Source organism: Leptospira saintgironsiae (assembly GCF_002811765.1).
GTDB classification, from domain to species: domain Bacteria; phylum Spirochaetota; class Leptospiria; order Leptospirales; family Leptospiraceae; genus Leptospira_B; species Leptospira_B saintgironsiae.
Genome location: NZ_NPDR01000003.1, coordinates 160,428 through 178,870 on the forward strand (window position 1 = coordinate 160,428; position 18,443 = coordinate 178,870).

Genomic DNA, 18,443 nt, shown 5'->3' on the forward strand with positions numbered 1-18,443 from the left:
CGGAGAAATTTTTATCTTCCGTATTTTGCGGTCAATTTTCCTTCTGCAAGTTTAAGAGAATTGATATAAAAACCAACTAACGCTCCAGAAGCTTCGCCATCTAAGTCTATTTTATCCTTTAAAGCAAATACCTTGAAGATATAACGATGAGGTTTGTCTCCTTTAGGAGGGCAAGGTCCACCATATCCTGGTTTACCAAAATCAGTTCTGCCTTGGATCGCACCTGCAGGAAGAGGTCCTTTATCATTTCCGGCCTTAGCAGGAAGACTTGTAACGGTAGCAGGAATATTGATCACTGTCCAATGCCACCATCCACTTCCGGTAGGAGCATCCGGATCATATGCAGTCACAGCAAAAAACTTTGTTTCTTTAGGAGCGCCTGACCATTGTAAGTCTGGAGAATTATTTTCTCCCGAACATCCGAATCCAGAAAACACATGAGTGTTGGTGATTGTTCCTCCTTCTTTGAGGGCGGAGCTAGTGACCTTTAGGTCCCCAGCAAAAGCGGATCCGGCAAAGAATAAAACACAAAGTAATATACCGTTCTGAAACGATATTGATCTCTTCATAAAACCTCCGAGTTCTTAGCGCTGCAGAATAACACAGAAGTTTAAGTATGCATTCCAAATTTATGAAAAAAGTGACCTTATGTCCGCACCCGATCAAGTATTGTTCCGTTCCGATCACGACTGGCTTCTCTTCTTAACATAGTAGGAGAATATCCGAATCTGTCCCTGAAACGGACTGCAAATCTGGAAGCTGAATCGTATCCTGCCTCCCTTGCGATCTCTCCTATGGTTCTATCCGTTGCCTGCAATAGGGAAAGGGCGAATGACATTCTGACATCGATCAATATTTCTGAAAAAGAAGAAAGTTCAGAAGAAAGTCTTCTTCTCAAAGTAGCTTCACTCATTTCTAAACGATCTGCAATTTCGATCGCAGACCAATCTTTAGCAGGATCCGCACTCAAGAAGGATCGAACCTTTTGGGAGATATTATCAGTAGAAGGTACCTTAAACTTTCTACCATATTCTCCTAACCAGATCAAAATTTCTGTCGCTCTATGGATCGCAACTTGATCAGAGATCAATTTATCAGTAGTTATGGATTCTCTTGCCAAGCGGAATGCATCCGAAAATCCGGAACTTATATTAGAAAAAATGAATGCTTGCTCTATATCTTTTAGATCCTGGGTGATCGGCTTATAATTTCGGATCACATTCGGATGAAAAGCAATCCAAGAAGCCTCAAATTCTCCTGCATCAGGCCGATTGATTACATCGAACGCTTGTCCTCCTGCGATCGCTACAGCTTCCCCAGATTTAATATCTAACTCTAGATCATTTTGTTTAATACTTTTGATCCCTTTTTTTACGAATACAAGTGTGGGTAGATCGGTCACTACTCTGGAAAGGTATAATTCTCTTTTTTGGATCACTGTGGCCGAGAGTCCGACCCCTTCTCTGGATATAATGGAACGTTTCATAGGTTTTCTCAGGTTTTGTGTTAGACTGACTATTTCAAAGGGATTGGCAAGATTTTTGTTTTTTGCTTTTCGGATTTTTAGGTAGGGGTATTGTTTAACTCATATATGAAATTCTATCTTCTTCCTATATTTATCATATTAAGTTTTTATTATTGCGCAAGCGTAGAATATCGGGACCCAAACCTAGCTGAAGGCACAAAACAATGGGGAGTGAGAGAAGTCAGAGAAACTGTTCAAAATATGAGCGTTTCACTTTCTGATTTTTATAAAAAAGACTCAGTTAAGGGTTATATAGAACTCCAAAAATTCAAAAACAATACTTCAGAACATATCGACACTAAAATTCTAGCCAATGAGATCGTTACAAATTTAACCTCTAATAAGATCCCATTTGTGGATACTTCTCAAAGAAAAGCATCTTTAGACGAGATCAGTTTGAATAAATCAGGGATCACTTCTTCCGATAATAAACTGGATTTTGGGAAATTAAAATCCCCAAGTTATCGTTTGAGCGGAGAATTGAATGATCTAGTTAATTACGAAAGAGGAAAGAAGATACAATACATTCTTATCACTCTTCGTTTAATAAGTGTAGAATCGAATGAGATTGTCTGGCAGACAGACAAAAAATTCCTGAAAATAAGTGATACGGAAGGTTACGGACTTTAATCTTCCGGTTTTATATCCGGGTAAAAACCTAAAGTGACCGGAATTTTACCAAATGTTTGCACTTGTAAAATTTCTTTTCCGGTTTGTTTATCTTTTATTTTAGGAAATCGTAAATTACTTTTGGAAGTTCCAAACCAAAGATACTCGGGTAAAAAACGAACATATCTGTAATTGGATGAAATATCTATATCTTCTGAAAATTCCTTTTTAGAAGTTTTAATAGAACTTTGTATCATTCGTCCTGCTAATTGGAACCCTGATATTGCGATAAGGATTCCAGCTCCACCAATCTCAGATGAATGTGCTTGGGCACCCAAATATGTGATCCCTGCTCCTAAAGCTACGATAGCAGCTCCTGTCAGGATACTTCCGGTAACTTTTGCCGCTAAGATAGATGCCTGCTTAGTAGTACTAAGTGTAACTAACTGAAAATATTTAGAATCGTCTATGATCTCATGGATAGAATTATCTCGATCTAAATGCCTTTGATACCAATTTTGGGTAGAAGGACTTAAATATAATTTATCCTGAATTCCTTCTAGATCGACCCAAGAAAGTTCACTTCTTTCACCTTTAAATTGAAAGCCTAACTTTCTAAGTCCTCTTACAAAATTTAAATTTGTTTCAGGATCCATAAAAGGTTCTGGTCCAGGACCTCCCAAAACCAAAAAGATATTTTTGGGAGCCTGCTCCAAGTATGCATATTGTCTAAGCCAGACAGATTTCGGAGAAAGTCTTAAGGCAGCTCTCAAATCTATTTTAGCTTCTTGCCAATCTCCACATGCAGTCCAAAGAGAAGCTAGTAATATCCTTAAGTTAGGATCATCAAATTGTCCTTCTGCACTCCATTCTCCGTTTAATAAGTTAGAAGCATATCTTGCTTCTACTAAAGCTTCTTCGTATTGTTCTTTTTTAGCATAATAAAATCCTAAAAGTATATGAAGAAAGATTACTTCTGCTTCTGATGCATAATAACCTTCAGGAGTTTCAGAATAGAAGAAGGAACGTAATTCTCTGCTTGCACTGAATCTAAGTCTTGCCTTATTTTCTTCTGCTATGTCTTGTAATCTGGAAATATCTTTTTCTGGAGTGAAAAGTCCTAAGATGGCCTTTTCGAGAACAGTTATAAATGTTCCTCTTTCTCCCGAAGGAAAACTAGCTAAGGCAGATTTAGGATTTCCTTTGGACCATTCTTTTTTAGATAGAGCGTAATCTTCTCTTTTTAATAGGGAAGAGCAGGAAACGCATAAAGATAGAGATAGAAGAAAAACGTAGCCTAATTTCCGGGAATTTTTCGCCATAGGGTAGTTAGGAGTAATAAAGTAAGAATGTTAGTTGGGAACCAAAAAACATTTGGAAAACTTTTATTTTCACGATTTCTTTTGCGGAAATGAGGCACATTTTATAGAATAAACTGTCCGAAATATCCATCTAAATGGATTCATTTTATCGTTTGGAAATTTATTTTCGTTTTATTGTACTTTGCTCTTTATGATTTCATCACTCTTCTTCTATTTTTATTAATTTCCCAAAAGAATAAAAAAGTATTTCCCAATTTTGTTACTTATCGAATACCAACAGGAACGAATGTTTCGATCTATCTTAGTACATTTAATTTGTTTAATATACTTATAAAAGATTAAAATATATTAAACAGAGCATATTCGACATCTGAATCCTATTATTCGTTTAAAACGATAAATAAATAAAAGGGATCGAAACATTCAGCTAATCAGGAGTTTTAATATGGCTGAAAACAGCATTCCGCAACATTCTTTGGGAGATAACGCAGCCCGTAAGCTAGCAAATACAACTAAAACAAATGCACAGTATGATTTAATCACACCGCGTTGGTTAGTTCGCTTATTAGATTGGAAACCTTTAGAATCCGGAACCTTAAGAGTGAACAGAGTAAAGGACAATACTTCTGTAGAAGTTCTTTGTGGACAGAAGGACGAACAACCTCTTCCTGAAACTTTCGTAGATTACGAAGAAAAACCTAGAGAATATACATTAAGTGCAATATCCACAGTTTTGGATGTTCATACTAGAGTTTCTGACTTATTCAGTAATCCTCACGATCAGATCCAAGAACAACTTAGACTTACTATCGAAAGTGTAAAAGAGCGCCAAGAGAACGAACTAATCAATAACGAAGATTATGGACTACTGAAGAATGTTCCTAAAAAACAAAGGATACAGACTAGAAAAGGAGCTCCTACACCAGATGATCTGGACGAGCTCATTTCTAAAGTATGGAAAGAACCTTCTTTCTTCTTAGCCCATCCTTTAGCAGTGGCTGCTTTTGGTAGAGAATGTACTCGCAGGGGAGTTCCACCTGCTACTGTATCTCTTTTCGGAGCACAATTCTTAACTTGGAGAGGACTACCTATCATTCCTACTGATAAACTTTTAGTAGGGGGAGAGACTGCACCTAAGGCTCCTGGTGGGACAACCAACATTCTTCTTTTGAGAGTGGGCGAAAAGAAACAAGGTGTGATCGGATTATACCAGCCCGGATTACCTGGTGAACAAACTCCTGGACTTTCTGTTCGTTTTATGGGAATCAATCGTTCTGCAATCGGTTCTTATTTGATCTCTCTTTATTGCTCTGCTGCTGTTCTAACCGACGATGCAATCGCGGTTTTAGAAAACGTGGATGTAGGCAATTATTATGAGTACAAGTGATTTTTCTCCGGAGATTCCCGGAGAATTTTCGAATTTGAGGGATGTTTCTCCTCCTGTAGATCCTAACTTGATTGCAGAATGGTCTAAGAAATTTTTTGGACCTCTATCAAGCGGGTCTAATGTGGATGAATTGGTCCTTTCTTCTTCCAAAATTCCAAATGAAATCCCGGCGAATAGCCAAGGAATTATTTCTCAGGCAGAATCTTCTTCTGTAGATAATTCTTGGACTTCTACATCCGGAGCAGGATATACTCGTGTTCCGGATTTGGGGTTGTCTGGTGTAGGAGTTCCAACATTTCCCGGAGGATTGAATGTTCCTGGTTCCGGGCAAGGTTTACCTGGGCAGAATTCTCCATTTTCTTTTTTGGATGAATTTAGATCTTTTGATTCAAAAGCACAGAATATTCAAATTTCTGATCCATTTAGTTTTAGTCCAAGTTTAGTTCCTTCAGTAGATATTTCTTCTGGAAATTTTGATCTGAGTTATGCCAGAAAAGATTTTCCAATTTTAGAAGAGAAGGTAAACGGAAAGAATTTAGTTTGGTTGGACAATGCAGCAACCACTCATAAACCTCAGGCAGTAATTGATAGACTTTCCTACTTTTACAAACATGAGAATTCCAATATCCACAGGGGAGCTCATACTCTCGCAGCAAGAGCGACTGACGCGTACGAGGCTGCAAGGGAGAAGGTACAAGGTTTTCTAAATTCTTCTTCGACCGACGAGATCGTATTTGTTAGAGGTGCTACTGAAGCAATCAATCTTGTGGCCCAAACATGGGGAAGGCAGAATGTCGGAAAAGACGATGAGATACTCATCTCTTGGTTAGAACATCATGCTAATATTGTTCCTTGGCAGATGTTATGCTCTGAGAAGGGAGCCAAACTAAAAGTCATTCCTGTAGATGAAACAGGACAAATTATCTTAAGTGAGTACCAAAGATTACTAACACCTAAGACTCGTATAGTTGCATTTACACAAGTCTCAAATGCGTTAGGAACTGTTACACCAGCTGAAACAATGATAGAACTGGCTCATAAACAAGGAGCCAAAGTATTATTAGATGGTGCGCAAGCAGTGTCTCATATGCCAGTAGATGTACAAGCTTTGGATTGTGATTTTTACGTGTTCTCCGGTCATAAGGTATTTGCTCCAACTGGAATAGGTGTCCTTTTCGGTAAGAAGGAAATTTTGGACCAAATGACTCCTTGGCAAGGCGGGGGAAATATGATCCAAGATGTAACTTTCGAAAGAACAGTTTATCAACCTGCTCCTTTTCGTTTCGAAGCAGGCACTGGTAATATCGCTGATGCAGTAGGATTGGGTGCGGCTATCGATTATCTAAACAAATTTGGAATGATCCGCATCGCAGAATATGAACATTCTCTTTTGGAATATGGGACCAAGGAGCTTAAAAAAATTCCTGGCCTAAAAATGATCGGAACTGCTCCTGATAAGGCTGGAGTATTATCTTTCGTGTTAGAAGGTTTTAAAACAGAAGACGTAGGAAGATATTTAGCGCAAGAAGGAATTGCAGTCAGATCAGGACACCATTGTGCTCAACCTATTTTAAGAAGATTCGGATTAGAAAGTACTGTCAGACCTTCTTTAGCATTTTATAATACCTGCGAAGATATAGATGCTTTGATCCGAGCACTTTATGATCTAAAAGGTGGAAGGACTTCCGGCCCTCTTTGAGGGTCGGATACAGATTCGTTTCCAGCGAATATTCTTCAGATAGAAAAATCGATCACATTGTCCAGTTCTTTGGAATTTCTGACCCTGATCTCATTTTTCTGATACACAACCGAATAAGGAGGAACACTTTGAGTAACCCAGGTGTTTCCTCCTATAATACTATTCCTACCGATCACAGTATCTCCGCCTAATATTGTGGCTCCCGCATAGATAATTGTATTCTCTTCAATCGTAGGATGTCTCTTGATACTCGCCAAATCTTTACTGACAGAGAGTGCTCCTAATGTAACACCTTGGTAAATTTTGACATTATCTGCAATTTCAGAAGTTCCACCAATCACGATCCCTGTCCCATGATCCATAAAGAATGATTTTCCGATCTTTGCTCCGGGATGTATATCTATCCCAGTTTTTTCATGAGCATATTCACTTAACATCCTTGGAAAAATTGGAATTCTCAAACGATGTAATACATGTGCAACTCTATGAACTGCAATCGCATAAAAACCTGAGTAGGCGAGTATAACTTCTTTCACACTTTCTGCAGCAGGATCTCCTTCATACGCAGCGATTGCATCTTTCCATATTAGATCATAAAGTAATGGTAATTCTTTTTTGAATTCTGAAAGAACCCAATTGATCTCTGGACCGTTGGATCCTACTAAATAAGGTTGTAACTTCTTCTTCGCATCTAATAGAAAACGGGAGATACTATCTTCTACTTGAGTTTGATCTCTAAAATTTAGGTCGGAGAAAAATCCTGCAAAAAGAATATCAAATAACTCTTGGATGAATTGTCCAGCGACCTGTCTACCTCCGTAACGATGAGGATCTTCATTCTGTTTTTTGAATATAGAATCTAAGAAGTTAAGGTAGGTATCTTCCAAGCCTGGTTCTATTTTGGATTTGCCGTTTGTTTCTTGGAGTCCCATGAATATTCTCCTAACAGATTTTTGATAAAAGTTGATCTGCTATAATAGATATATTCTGACTCTATTTCTTTAAAATCCAGAATTATTTTAATATATTAAATTTAATTCTGCTTTAATTGCATAATACTCTTATATTAGTTTAATAATGTGAGACGTTTGCTTAATATATTCATCTCTTTTGGATATTTTAATTCGTTTTATTGGAATTTTTGCGTGCTATGACGGAACTTCTTCAGAGACTTTTGTTATTCAGGGTTCTGGGGAGGAACATAAATGCAGAGAGGTTTTGTCCGAAGTAAGTATTCGGTTTTTATAATATTATTATTCGTTTTTGGTAGCGGAGAAGTTTTGGCGGTGGATGGATTATACTTCAACGCGATCAATTCCAGATATCTGGGTCTTGCTGGTGCGGGTTATGCACTCGGTGGTTCTCCAGTGGATGTTGCTTTGAATCCGGCGAACTTGTCCTTGGTCAAAGGTAAAAAATTGGAATTCGGTTTGGGTGCTTCTCTCATCCAAAACAGATATAGGGACAGATTCCAAGACCCAAATCCAGAACTTGTATATGAGAATGATAAGTCGACTAACGTGGTTGGCCCTGGTCCTTATATCGCTTTTAAACTACCGGTTACTGAAACTATCAATTACGGGGTTACATTCTATGTTCCGGGGGGAGCTTCCGGAGGAGTGGATAAGATCACAAGAAATACTCCAACTGGAGAATCGGTAAACCAATGGGCAGATGTCAATTTACCTGGGCCTCTTGGGAATTCAAAACAGATCAAAGAGTCTAATTCGAATACATTTGCAGTTTTCAAATTAGTAAATGGGCTCTCAGTCAAGTTTGGGAATTTATCTTTGGGTGGAAGTGTTGAACTTGCTTATGGAACCCAAAAATTAAATCAAAAATATTATGATGCTACTGGTAATATTGAGATCCCTGGCCAGGGTTATTATTATGAAAGTTCTAAAAATGCATTCGCTGTAGGCGGAATTTTAGGAGCTAATTATTCATTTTCAGATTCTTTCCGTATCGCATACGCGTACCAATCACATGTAGGAATTCCATTGAATGGTGGATATACTGTTGGAACAAACGATCCGAATTACTATCGTAAAACAGGGGTTTCTTATAACTTCGACCTTCCTGAAAAACATGTATTGGGTTTTGCGTTCGGACCTGAGAATCTAAAATTCGCATTAGACTTCGTATATACAAATTACGGTTCATATTTAAGAAAAGCAAACCAAACCTTAGAAGATCCATGGCTTCCAACTCCACTCGGAAAAACAGGTTCTGCAGATGCACATTTGAATTTCAGGGACCAATGGGCGGTCATTTTAGGAATTGAGTATAAGGCTTCTCCTTCTTGGATACTGAGGGGAGGATATTCTTATAATTCTCCATTAGTAAAAAGTAATGCTTTGGGTGGAACAACCGGTGGATTTTTCTCTCTTACGGATGTTGTTTCTGCAGGTTTCAGCTATTTATTCGATAGTTGGAGTTTAGATATAGCGGCAAGTTATAATATTCCAAGAAAAACGATAGAAGGTGGAAAGGGAACCGATTGGGATCTTTCTCATGCAGTAGGAAGTGTGGGTAACGCGAATTTAACAGGTTATTCTTATAATGCAAGAGCAGCAATTCCATCATTTAGTATTGGAGCTGTAAAATCTTTTGATTGATATGATAGGTCAATAGAGCCGGTTTTGCCGGCTTTTAAAGAAAGGTAAATTAGTTTAGGGCTTATTGATTCTTTCGAAAGAAGAATTTAAGTCCCTATAAGTTTTTCGACTTAGTAGACGAGATTTCTAAGCTGCTGGAATACAGAACCTGAGTGTGCTCTTATGTATAGAGCATAACTGGTGGTTACTAAACTCAAAACAAGTGGTAGAAATTTAAAAAACTTATTTTTCGCAAACGAGAACAGGATGAACGCAGGGAATACTCCTACGATTGGTATTAACGATCCTATAAATAGGAAAAGATAAAATACCCAAAAGGAGGCGATTTCTTCCTCTTCCGGTTTTCCTGCTCTATACTTGATTGGCTTCTGGGGCTGCGCTCGTGAATGAATCACGACGCCACCCGGTTGGGTCTTCATTCGGTACTTTTGGTCCGATCTCTGGCTTCTATTATCCATTCCTTAAGTGTAGATCTTTTTGGATCAAGGAGCAACCTGATTCGGCTTATTTCGAAAATAAATAGAATATTCCAAAAATCGAAATTTGACCGAATTAGAAGAAATCGAATGAAAACGGATATTTAATCCTTAAATAGAATTAAGAACCTTCTAAAGGATCGTAATTCCTTCAAAAACGTAAGTTTTCGTATTATCAAAAAGTTCTTCCTGTATTATAGATCTAGTTCTTTATGTTGGCATGTCAGAACTTCCATTAATTACAAATATTCACGAAGTGCCAGGAGGTAAAATTTTCCAGATCACTATGAATCGTCCTGAGGTTCACAATGCAGTGAATAAGGAGATGGCAGATCTTTTTCTAGAAGCTTGGAAAACTTTCCAAAGAGATCCAGAACTTACAGTAGCTGTTTTGCATGGGGCAGGAGATAAGGCATTTTGTTCCGGAGCAGATCTTTCCGGTTTGGATAAAATGGCGAATCTGTATCTAAATCAGGAAGAAAGAGAAGAATATGCTAAGAATGATCCTGGTCCCTTGGGAGGTTCACGGATTGTTCAGAAAAAACCAGTAATCACTGTGTCTCATGGTTATACATATGCTGGTGGTTTAGAATTATTTTGTCATGGACATATCCGTATTGCTGAACCACAGGCAATCTTCTCAGTTGCTTGTAGAAGATGGGGAGTTCCTCTCGTAGATGGAGGGACTGTGTATCTTCCAAGATTACTTGGATGGGGATCTGCATTACCATTGATACTCACTGGACAAAGGATCCGTGCGGAGAGGGCTTATCAACTAGGCTTAGTTTGGGAACTTGTAAAAAAGGGAAAAGGTTTAGAAAGAGCATTTTCTTATGCAACTCAACTTTGCAAGCAACCTAGAGATGCAATGTTTGCAGATCTAAACTCTGCTTTAGAAGGTTGGAATCTTCCTTTGCAACAAGCCTTAACTATAGAAGCCAGAAATACTTTTCCAGTAATGGAAAGCAAAAGCACCAAAGAAGGTGTAAAACGTTTCTTAGATGGGGACCGTTTTTGGTTTCGATAAAATAAAACCAGTTCAGAATATTCCCTATTTCCAAAATTGTATTGTTGGTTCCGAAGAATGATGATCTAATCCTAAAACCATTGCGGTTCCTTATGAATCAGATATTCTTAGAAAAAATTAACTGCCATAATATGGAGAATGTTTATGCGAACTAAAAAAAGGATTTTAGTTTTATTATTGGTCCTAGCTTCACTCGGTTTTGTAAATTGTAATACGTATAACGATCTATACGGAACCGGTGGAAATGATAAGAGTGATAAGAAAAATTGTAATGCTGCAGCTGCATTATATTTAACCTGCTCTAACGAAAACCCAGGATATGGAAACACTGCATGTTCTTCCCAATATCTATTAGCCGTTGCCGCTTGTGGTTATGGCGGGGGAAGTGGAGGAGGAGGCGGGGGAGGTTACTAAACCTTCTCCCCATATTCAAAAAGCGGATCAGCGATAGTTTGATCCGCGCTTTCATTTTATTTTTGTTCGGAAAGAATTTCTACATTCCATTCTTTTAAATTAGTTAATACATAATTCAAAAGTGTTTGCTGAGCCTTTTTGGAATCTTTAGTATCTATCTGAGGGCCGAACTTCATATGGATCTTTCTGTCTCTATAAAGACTGCCTAAATCTTTCCAGATCTTACCATTCTCCCAGAAATCAGTTTTGATAGCAAAAGGAACCACTGGAACTCCGGCTCTGGAAGCAAGTTTGACCGCGATTGAATTGAATTCAGCAGGATTAAAAGTTCTGGTCCTTGTGCTTTGAGGGAATACTACTATAGAAATTCCTTTTTTGAGAAGATTTGTACCTTCTTCCAATACCTTGACTAGGTCTTCTCTTGGATTGTCCCGTCCTACTGCGATAGGGTCTCTGCTTCTCATGATAGGGCCGAAATAACCCTTTATTAAACTTTCTTTAACTACATAGGTAAGTCTTCTATGAGGAACTAAAAAATAGGAGAATACGAAAGTTTCGAGAACACTCATGTGGTTTCCCGCAAAAACCACTGGCCCTTTAGGAGAGACTACATTTTCTAAATTTTCTATTTGGAATTTTCCTTGGCAACCTTCGATCAATTCCAAGATCCCACCTGATAATTCTATCCAACGAGGATCGAAAAATTTTCCCTTTAGAACATTCTGCCTAGCGATTATAATTTGGCGGAAATATCCGTATAAGAATGTAAGATCGGAACCGAATAAGATCCTATCTAAAAGCCATCTTTTGCGATCAGGAGGAGTGATATATCTAAGGCTCACTCCTTCTCTTAGTTCGATCCTTTGTCCCAGTTCTTCCTTGGTTAAGTCGTAGATCCCTGTTTTCAGCGACGAATCAGGGATTTTGACTATAGGTGTTGTGATCTTATCATGAATGGATTCTGTTAAACTCACTCTAGGTTCCTTTTAGAAGCGAAAGAATGACGAACATATTAATTTTCCCCGAATTCTTTTCCAGCTAATAAAAGGTTTTTTTAAGATCTATTGTGCAGAGCACCGGGACAAAAATTTTTGGAAGAAGGTCACCTATGTACTTCCAAAAACGGTTTTTCTGCTTTTCGTTTCTGTTCGAAATCCAGGATCTCTTTTGCATTTTTCAGAGTGATATCAATATCATCCAAACCTTCTCGGATCCGATTTACAGAAGCAGAATCCAAATGAAAGAAGAAGGTTTTATCTCCCGCTTGCACTTCCAAATTTTCCAAATTGATCCGAATTTGTGATCCAGGATTTTTAGAAACCCATTCATTTAGAAAAGATATTTCCTCTTCTTTCAAACGAACTAGCGCAATCCCATTCTTTGCAGAATTGATAGAGAATATATCTGCAAAAGAAGGAGCCAAGATTGCTCTAAATCCAAAATCTGCAAGAGCCCAAGGCGCATGTTCTCTACTCGAACCACAGCCGAAATTTTTTCCAGCAACAAGGACACTCGCGTTTTTAAATCCTTCTTTATTCAAAATGAATTCAGGATTTGGAATATTCCCTTCTAAATCAGAATATCTCCAATCATGAAATAGATGTTTTCCGAAACCTTTCTTATCTATCAATTTCATGAATTGTTTAGGAAGTATTTGGTCTGTATCAATATCCTCTCTTGGAATAGAGATTGGAACTCCTGTGTGTATTGTCCAAATTTTTGAGCTCATACAAATTTCCTCACATCTGAAAATTTTCCGGTTACCGCAGCAGCCGCAGCCATAGAAGGGCTAACTAAATGAGTCCTTCCGCCTCTGCCTTGCCTTCCTTCAAAGTTACGGTTAGAAGTAGAAGCGCATCTTTCTCCCGGTTTTAATACATCGTCGTTCATCGCAAGGCAAAGAGAACAACCAGGCTCTCTCCATTCGAATCCCGCTTCCTTGAAAATTTTATCTAAACCTTCTGATTCCGCCTGACGTTTTACCGATCCAGAACCAGGAACAACCAATGCCTGGACTCCAGGATGGACTTTTTTTCCTTTGGCAACTTCCGCTGCGGATCTCAAGTCTTCTATCCTGGAATTTGTACAAGAACCTATGAATACTTTATCAATTTTGATTTCTGAGATTGGGGTTCCTGGTTTTAAACCCATATATTCCAATGCATTCCAGGCAGTTTCTTTTGTTCTTTTATCCTCGAATTCTTCTGGATTAGGGATTACTCCTTCGATTGATAAAGATTGAGATGGATTTGTTCCCCAAGTGACCTGAGGTTCTATTTTAGAAATATCTAATTCGATAATCTTGTCGTAGACCGCGTCTTTATCTGAAAAGAATGTTTTCCAATATTTTACTGCTTGCTCAAAACTTTCTCCTTTCGGGATTAATTTTCTATCTTTCAAATAATCGAATGTGATTTGATCAGGTGCAATTAAGCTTGCTCTTGCTCCAGCTTCGATGCTCATATTACAGATAGTCATTCTTCCTTCCATGGAAAGAGAATTTATCCATTCTCCTGTATATTCCATTGTGAATCCTCTTCCACCCGAGGTTCCAATTTTGGAGATTAATTCTAAGACGATGTCTTTTGCAGTGATACCAAAACCTGGTTTCCCAATAAAACGTACCAACATTGATTTTGTTTTTGCCTGTTTTAAAGTTTGGGTAGCAAGTACATGTTCCACTTCACTTGTTCCGATCCCGAATGCCAATGCGCCGAATGCTCCATGAGTTGCAGTATGAGAATCACCGCATACAATGACTGAGCCTGGGATGGTGAATCCTAACTCTGGACCCAATACATGTACGATCCCTTGTTCAGGATCTTCCGGTCCAAATAAACGAACTCCAAAGTCCTTACAATTTTTTTCCATTGTGTCTATCTGCAATCTGGAGATTGGTCCTGCTGCATCTCTATTCTTACGATCTCTTGTCGAAACATTATGATCCACAACTCCGAAGGTAAGATCTGTTCTTCTGACATTTCTATTTTTTGTTCTTAAGCCTTCGAATGCCTGAGCAGAAGTCACTTCATGAAGAATATGACGGTCCACATACAAAATGGATTCTGAGTCCGAATTCTCTGAGATACGATGGTTTTCCCAAATTTTGTCGTATAAAGTTTGTCCCATATTTCCCTCTTGTTAAAGAAGGTATCAAATTTACTGATATAATGCAAATAAATTGGTTTTATGAAATATATAACTAAAAGTTATATGTTCTTATGGAATTCAGACAAATCGTTTATTTTCTGGAAATTTCAGAATCAGGCACATTCCAAAAGGCGGCTTCTCGTTTAGGATTAACTCAGCCGGCACTCTCCAGACAGATCTATCTTTTGGAAAAAGAATTAGGTGTTAGTGTTTTGGAAAGAGGGGGAAGGTCAGTTCGACTTACCCATGAGGGAGAAAGATTTTACCAGTATTCGATCCGAATGAAAGAATTATGGGAAGAGATACAAGATGGTTTTTCAAAAGAAAATGAACTAAAAGGGAATTATTCTATTTCAGCTGGTGGAACAGTTTCAGCTTGGATCTTACCTCAGATCTTAAAAAAGATCCTGAAAAAAAGACCGGGACTTTCCCTTTCCGTAAGAGAAGGAGATGCTCAGGAGACCAAGGACGCAGTTTTAAATGGAGAAGTAGATCTTGGAATTTTAACTGGCCCTATTTCAGAACCAAGTTTGAATGTTCTGGAATTCCTTTCGGATCAGATCTTTCCCGTGGCTTCCAAGGATCATCCTCTTTTTCTAAAAAAGAAAATTAGAATAGAGGATCTAAAAAAACAATCATATGTATTATTCCATCCGGGTTCTGCTCTTAGAAAAGCTGTGGAGAAGAAGATCAAATCTTTCTCTAAAGAATTCGGTCCTAAGATCGCAATGGAACTTAGGAGTGTAGAATCAGTTATCAAATCTTTAGAAGCTGGACTTGGAATTGGATTTTTGTCTGAATATTCAATCAGCCAAAAACTCAAAAAAATAAAATTCGAAGAATGGAATACTGAAAGGAAATTTTATCTTTGTTATCGCAAAAAATCCGGACCAGGGCTCGCTTTACTTGCTGAGGAAATTTTAAGATCCGCGAAGGAATGGGAATCTGAGAGAGGACCTTCTTCCCTTTGAAAGGAAGAAGGTTATAATCTTATTTTACTCCGGTTTTATGTAAGAAGTCCAAAACTTCTTTTTGGACCTTCTCTTTATCAGAGAATACATGTTTAGAAGTTAGAACATGGCTTCCTTCTTCAATTTGAGCCTTTGTATTGAGTGGGTTAGGAGTATCTCCACCAATTTTATCAAAACCTTTTAGCATCGCAGGAACGCTTGCAGTCTTATCTTGGTGATCCTTATCTTTATAATAATATACTAATAGAGTAGGGACCTTGATCTTTTCGAAACTATTCTGGCTAAGAACAAATTTGGTCGCATTACTTACATGTTGGATCGCACCTAAATACTGATCCTTATACCAATGCTCATAATAATGTTCTCCAAGTCCATCTTCGGGTGTTTTTGGAGGGGATTTTCTTATCTTTCCTTGGACTGTTTCTCCAAATGTCATTCCACCCGGATAAAAGAATATTTTAGCTAGAGGAACTGCAAAATCAAAGAATGGAGAGAATAATACCAGATCCTTGATCTTATCTGGATATTTTCCTGCCAGATAAACTGAGATTAAACCACCCATACTGGTTCCCATAAGTATAGTTTGATTTCCTAATTTATCCATCATTAATAGACTTTCTTCTGCTACACGCAAGTATTCGGTAAAAGGAGTGTCTCTATGATCTTCATTATTGGTTCCGTGACCAGGAAGTCGTAAGTAGTAAGTATTCGCCTTAAGAGACGCAGAAATTTTATCTACAGTTTCTTCTCCTTCTGCGCGGGACGCGCCGAAACCATGTATGTAAAGAATTGCATATTCTGTTTTACCTGGAGAATAACGGATCAGTTTTTCTTCTGAGCCTGGTCTACCGTGAAGTGATTTGGTCTCTTCTAATTTAGTTTTATAGAACGAATCAAAACTTTGAGTTAAGTCCGCCTTTGGGTGAAATTCATATTTGGGAAATGTAGCGTAATAGATCCCCAAATAGGCGATAAGCACAGCACCTAGGCCAATCGAAACCCGTTTGAATATTTTTTTCATCCTTCTCTCCAATTATTTTGCGGATTGAAATGAGCGACGAAAAGAATATTAGGAACCCTTTATTTTGAGGCAAGGATTTTTGTTGGAAGAAATATGAGGATTTAGACCGGGTTCTTCTTTAGTTAACGCCGCTCATGCTCTCTTTTTCTTTTCAGAATCCAATTGGAAGAGCACATCAGAAAGATGGAACTCACCTAGCTTTGCCTCGAGAGCAGATTGTGCTTCTTGAAAAATTCCTGTCAAAGTAGTTTGTATCTTTTTACCCACAGGACATTTAGGGTTCGGCTTATCATGGATAGAGAATAGAGGGCCTTCTGTTTCCACGGCCTTATAGATCTGTAAAAGTTGGATCTCCTCAGGAGATTTAGCAAGTTTTGCTCCTGCCACACCTTGTTTAGATGCTACAAGACCCGCCTTTTTTAATTTTCCCAGGATGTTTCGGACTACAACTGGATTTGTACCAATACTATCCGCCATAATTTGAGAGGAACTGGCTTCTTCTCCATCCCTGTCGATCAAGGAAAGAATATGGATCGCTATAGAATATCTGCTTGGAATCGACATCTTTCCCCCGTAGTTGATAATGGACGATCTTGCGGATTCGCCAATCATATTTTCAGACGATCGAAATATCTAGGAACTCTCCAAACCTGGAATAAAAAACAAATTGCAGTCTATTTTTTCGTTTTCCGCTGGTTTAAGAAATATATTTCTGATTTCTGCAATTTCTCGGAGGCATTCCTATGTTCGCCAAATATTCGACTCTATTATTAGGGGCATTGTTCTTTTTTCATTGTGGTAAAAAATTGCCTGTTTCCATGATCACGGCCACTTCCATGGATAGCGGGCTTCCATTCGAGATCCTAGACGGAAAAAAATGGAGACCGGAAGAGGGCGCCAAATTTGTAAAACTTCACTTTTATCCGGATGAGACCTTCTTATTATCCAAGATAGAAGTAGAATCCTGTAACGGGGATTTCTCAGACCCGATCACTGCCTATATTAACTTTGATGAATATAGTCAAGAATTATCCACTGGATCCACTGCCGCAGTTACTTTTGATGCACCTAAAAGTACTCGTTCAGTCACTTTTAACTTTCATAGAAACGCAAATCTTTGTGTCCAAAAGGTAAACTTTTATGATGACAAAGGTTCCAAGATGAAATGGAAGGGACCAAAAGTTGTAGAAGCTTCTGTAACTGCATCCGAAACTGCTAAGCCAAATCTTTCCTATGATGTAATGAACTTATTCGATTCTAGATATGAATATGCTTGGGCTTCCGATAAAAAAGGTCCAGGAGTAGTGCTGGATTTTGATTTTAAGGAAACACAAAAGATCAAGTCCATCAAGATCTGGAATGGTTACCAAAGATCTGATAGACATTGCCAGACAAACGGAAGATTAAAAGTGGCAACTCTTACTGGAGATAATGGTTTCGAAGAAAAGATAGAAGTAGGGGATATCATGGGTCCTCAAACAATCCAATTCTCTAAAACTTTCGAAGGTAAAAAATTAAAACTTAAAGTAGATTCTATTTATACAGGAAAAGATTATAAAGGACTCGTTATCAGCGAGATCCGTTTTTCTGACGGAGATGATTGGATCTTACCGAACCCAATGGAACAAGTGAAGAAGATTGCAAAGAATAACTTTTTCCAATTTTCTGCGGCTAATATTGATAATGTTCTGAATTGGAGTTATGTTGGAGGAGAATATACTGGAAATGCTCCAATATCTACAAATACAAACTTGGAACAGCCTGCTCAACAATCCGCGGAAGCTGCCACTGAAGGAACCACAGGAGAAGAGCCTAGTCCAGAAACAGGTCTTATATCTTCTAACTGGACATTACGTTTGAGATCTGATGGAAGTCTTTTCTTCGAAGGAAATACAACCGAAGCAGATGGAGATAGCCAAATTAATAAAAGTTTCTTTGCATTAGGAAATTATGAAGTAAAAGAAGCCAAACCTGATGGTTTAAAACTTCGTATCTTTGGACTTGTTCGAAAGATGACCCAAAAAGAATATAACGAAGATTATTACGGAGGAGACTGCAATGGTTGCGGAAGAGACTGTAATAATAGCCAGGATTCCGAAAATGGGGAGAAAATTTTCCAAGAACAGATACTTCTTCGTAAATCAGGAAATAAACTTTATATAAAGAATGAAAACCCTGGTAAAGTTTTCCAGTTTTCTACTTTAGAATTGGTTCAGGAATAAAT

The 18,443-nt window shown here is 38.1% G+C and carries 17 protein-coding genes; 8 read left to right on the top strand and 9 right to left on the bottom strand.

Annotated features, from left to right (window positions below):
- Positions 1-11 precede the first annotated feature (11 nt).
- On the bottom strand, positions 12-569 hold the full coding sequence (locus tag CH362_RS08340; protein ID WP_100709906.1) for a YbhB/YbcL family Raf kinase inhibitor-like protein: 558 nt from the start codon (positions 567-569) through the stop codon (positions 12-14).
- A 77-nt stretch (positions 570-646) separates the two neighbouring features.
- Entirely contained in the window at positions 647-1,486 is an 840-nt protein-coding gene (locus CH362_RS08345) for an AraC family transcriptional regulator (RefSeq protein ID WP_100709907.1), read from the bottom strand.
- Between the two features lie 105 nt (positions 1,487-1,591).
- Between CH362_RS08345 and CH362_RS08350 the strand changes: the two genes are divergently transcribed.
- Positions 1,592-2,155: a penicillin-binding protein activator LpoB gene (locus tag CH362_RS08350; RefSeq protein ID WP_100709908.1), complete on the top strand. Its 564-nt coding sequence runs from the start codon at positions 1,592-1,594 to the stop codon at positions 2,153-2,155.
- Here CH362_RS08350 and CH362_RS08355 read toward each other — a convergent pair.
- Positions 2,152-3,456, bottom strand: a complete 1,305-nt coding sequence (locus CH362_RS08355) for a COG3014 family protein (RefSeq protein ID WP_100709909.1) — start codon at positions 3,454-3,456, stop codon at positions 2,152-2,154. The two genes, CH362_RS08350 and CH362_RS08355, sit on opposite strands and share 4 nt — an antisense overlap.
- A 445-nt stretch (positions 3,457-3,901) precedes the next feature.
- Here CH362_RS08355 and CH362_RS08360 point away from each other — a divergent pair, with 445 nt between their 5' ends.
- Both CH362_RS08360 and CH362_RS08365 read left to right on the top strand, forming a co-directional pair.
- Positions 3,902-4,843 (top strand): family 2A encapsulin nanocompartment shell protein, encoded by a 942-nt coding sequence (locus CH362_RS08360; protein ID WP_100709910.1) that lies wholly within the window; start codon positions 3,902-3,904, stop codon positions 4,841-4,843.
- The gene (locus CH362_RS08365; protein WP_100709911.1) at positions 4,830-6,542 is read left to right on the top strand and encodes a family 2A encapsulin nanocompartment cargo protein cysteine desulfurase; all 1,713 of its coding nucleotides are present in this window, start codon (positions 4,830-4,832) and stop codon (positions 6,540-6,542) included. Before CH362_RS08360 ends, CH362_RS08365 begins: the two co-directional genes overlap by 14 nt.
- A 35-nt stretch (positions 6,543-6,577) precedes the next feature.
- Here the strand turns inward: CH362_RS08365 and epsC are convergent, their stop codons facing one another.
- Positions 6,578-7,474 (bottom strand): serine O-acetyltransferase EpsC, encoded by an 897-nt coding sequence (gene epsC / locus CH362_RS08370; RefSeq protein ID WP_100709912.1) that lies wholly within the window; start codon positions 7,472-7,474, stop codon positions 6,578-6,580.
- A 273-nt stretch (positions 7,475-7,747) separates the two neighbouring features.
- Here epsC and CH362_RS08375 point away from each other — a divergent pair, with 273 nt between their 5' ends.
- The 3 genes from CH362_RS08375 (at position 7,748) to CH362_RS08390 (ending at position 11,077) form a co-directional block, all read left to right on the top strand.
- Positions 7,748-9,160 carry an OmpP1/FadL family transporter gene (locus CH362_RS08375; RefSeq protein ID WP_100709913.1) on the top strand — a complete coding sequence of 471 codons (1,413 nt, stop codon included), beginning with the start codon at positions 7,748-7,750 and terminating at the stop codon, positions 9,158-9,160.
- Between the two features lie 696 nt (positions 9,161-9,856).
- Complete coding sequence (locus tag CH362_RS08385; protein ID WP_208859562.1) at positions 9,857-10,663, top strand: enoyl-CoA hydratase-related protein; 807 nt, start codon at positions 9,857-9,859, stop codon at positions 10,661-10,663.
- A gap of 144 nt (positions 10,664-10,807) precedes the next feature.
- The gene (locus tag CH362_RS08390; RefSeq protein ID WP_100709916.1) at positions 10,808-11,077 is read left to right on the top strand and encodes a hypothetical protein; all 270 of its coding nucleotides are present in this window, start codon (positions 10,808-10,810) and stop codon (positions 11,075-11,077) included.
- Between the two features lie 56 nt (positions 11,078-11,133).
- On the opposite strand, the gene CH362_RS08395 is transcribed toward CH362_RS08390, so the two are convergent.
- The 3 genes from CH362_RS08395 to leuC all read right to left on the bottom strand — a co-directional run bounded on the left by CH362_RS08395 (position 11,134) and on the right by leuC (position 14,206).
- Positions 11,134-12,051 carry a lysophospholipid acyltransferase family protein gene (locus tag CH362_RS08395; RefSeq protein WP_100709917.1) on the bottom strand — a complete coding sequence of 306 codons (918 nt, stop codon included), beginning with the start codon at positions 12,049-12,051 and terminating at the stop codon, positions 11,134-11,136.
- A 128-nt stretch (positions 12,052-12,179) separates the two neighbouring features.
- Positions 12,180-12,806, bottom strand: a complete 627-nt coding sequence (leuD, locus tag CH362_RS08400) for a 3-isopropylmalate dehydratase small subunit (RefSeq protein ID WP_100709918.1) — start codon at positions 12,804-12,806, stop codon at positions 12,180-12,182.
- Entirely contained in the window at positions 12,803-14,206 is a 1,404-nt protein-coding gene (gene leuC / locus CH362_RS08405; RefSeq protein ID WP_100709919.1) for a 3-isopropylmalate dehydratase large subunit, read from the bottom strand. The genes leuD and leuC overlap by 4 nt, the downstream gene beginning before the upstream one ends.
- 92 nt (positions 14,207-14,298) lie before the next feature.
- Between leuC and CH362_RS08410 the strand changes: the two genes are divergently transcribed.
- Positions 14,299-15,198, top strand: a complete 900-nt coding sequence (locus CH362_RS08410) for a LysR family transcriptional regulator (RefSeq protein ID WP_100709920.1) — start codon at positions 14,299-14,301, stop codon at positions 15,196-15,198.
- 19 nt (positions 15,199-15,217) lie between these two features.
- On the opposite strand, the gene CH362_RS08415 is transcribed toward CH362_RS08410, so the two are convergent.
- Positions 15,218-16,219, bottom strand: a complete 1,002-nt coding sequence (locus tag CH362_RS08415; protein ID WP_100709921.1) for an alpha/beta hydrolase — start codon at positions 16,217-16,219, stop codon at positions 15,218-15,220.
- A 132-nt stretch (positions 16,220-16,351) separates the two neighbouring features.
- Positions 16,352-16,783, bottom strand: a complete 432-nt coding sequence (locus tag CH362_RS08420; RefSeq protein ID WP_100710238.1) for an Rrf2 family transcriptional regulator — start codon at positions 16,781-16,783, stop codon at positions 16,352-16,354.
- Positions 16,784-16,962: 179 nt separating this feature from the next.
- Between CH362_RS08420 and CH362_RS08425 the strand changes: the two genes are divergently transcribed.
- Positions 16,963-18,441, top strand: coding sequence for a discoidin domain-containing protein (locus CH362_RS08425; RefSeq protein ID WP_100709922.1), 1,479 nt, complete (start codon positions 16,963-16,965; stop codon positions 18,439-18,441).
- Positions 18,442-18,443 lie beyond the last annotated feature (2 nt).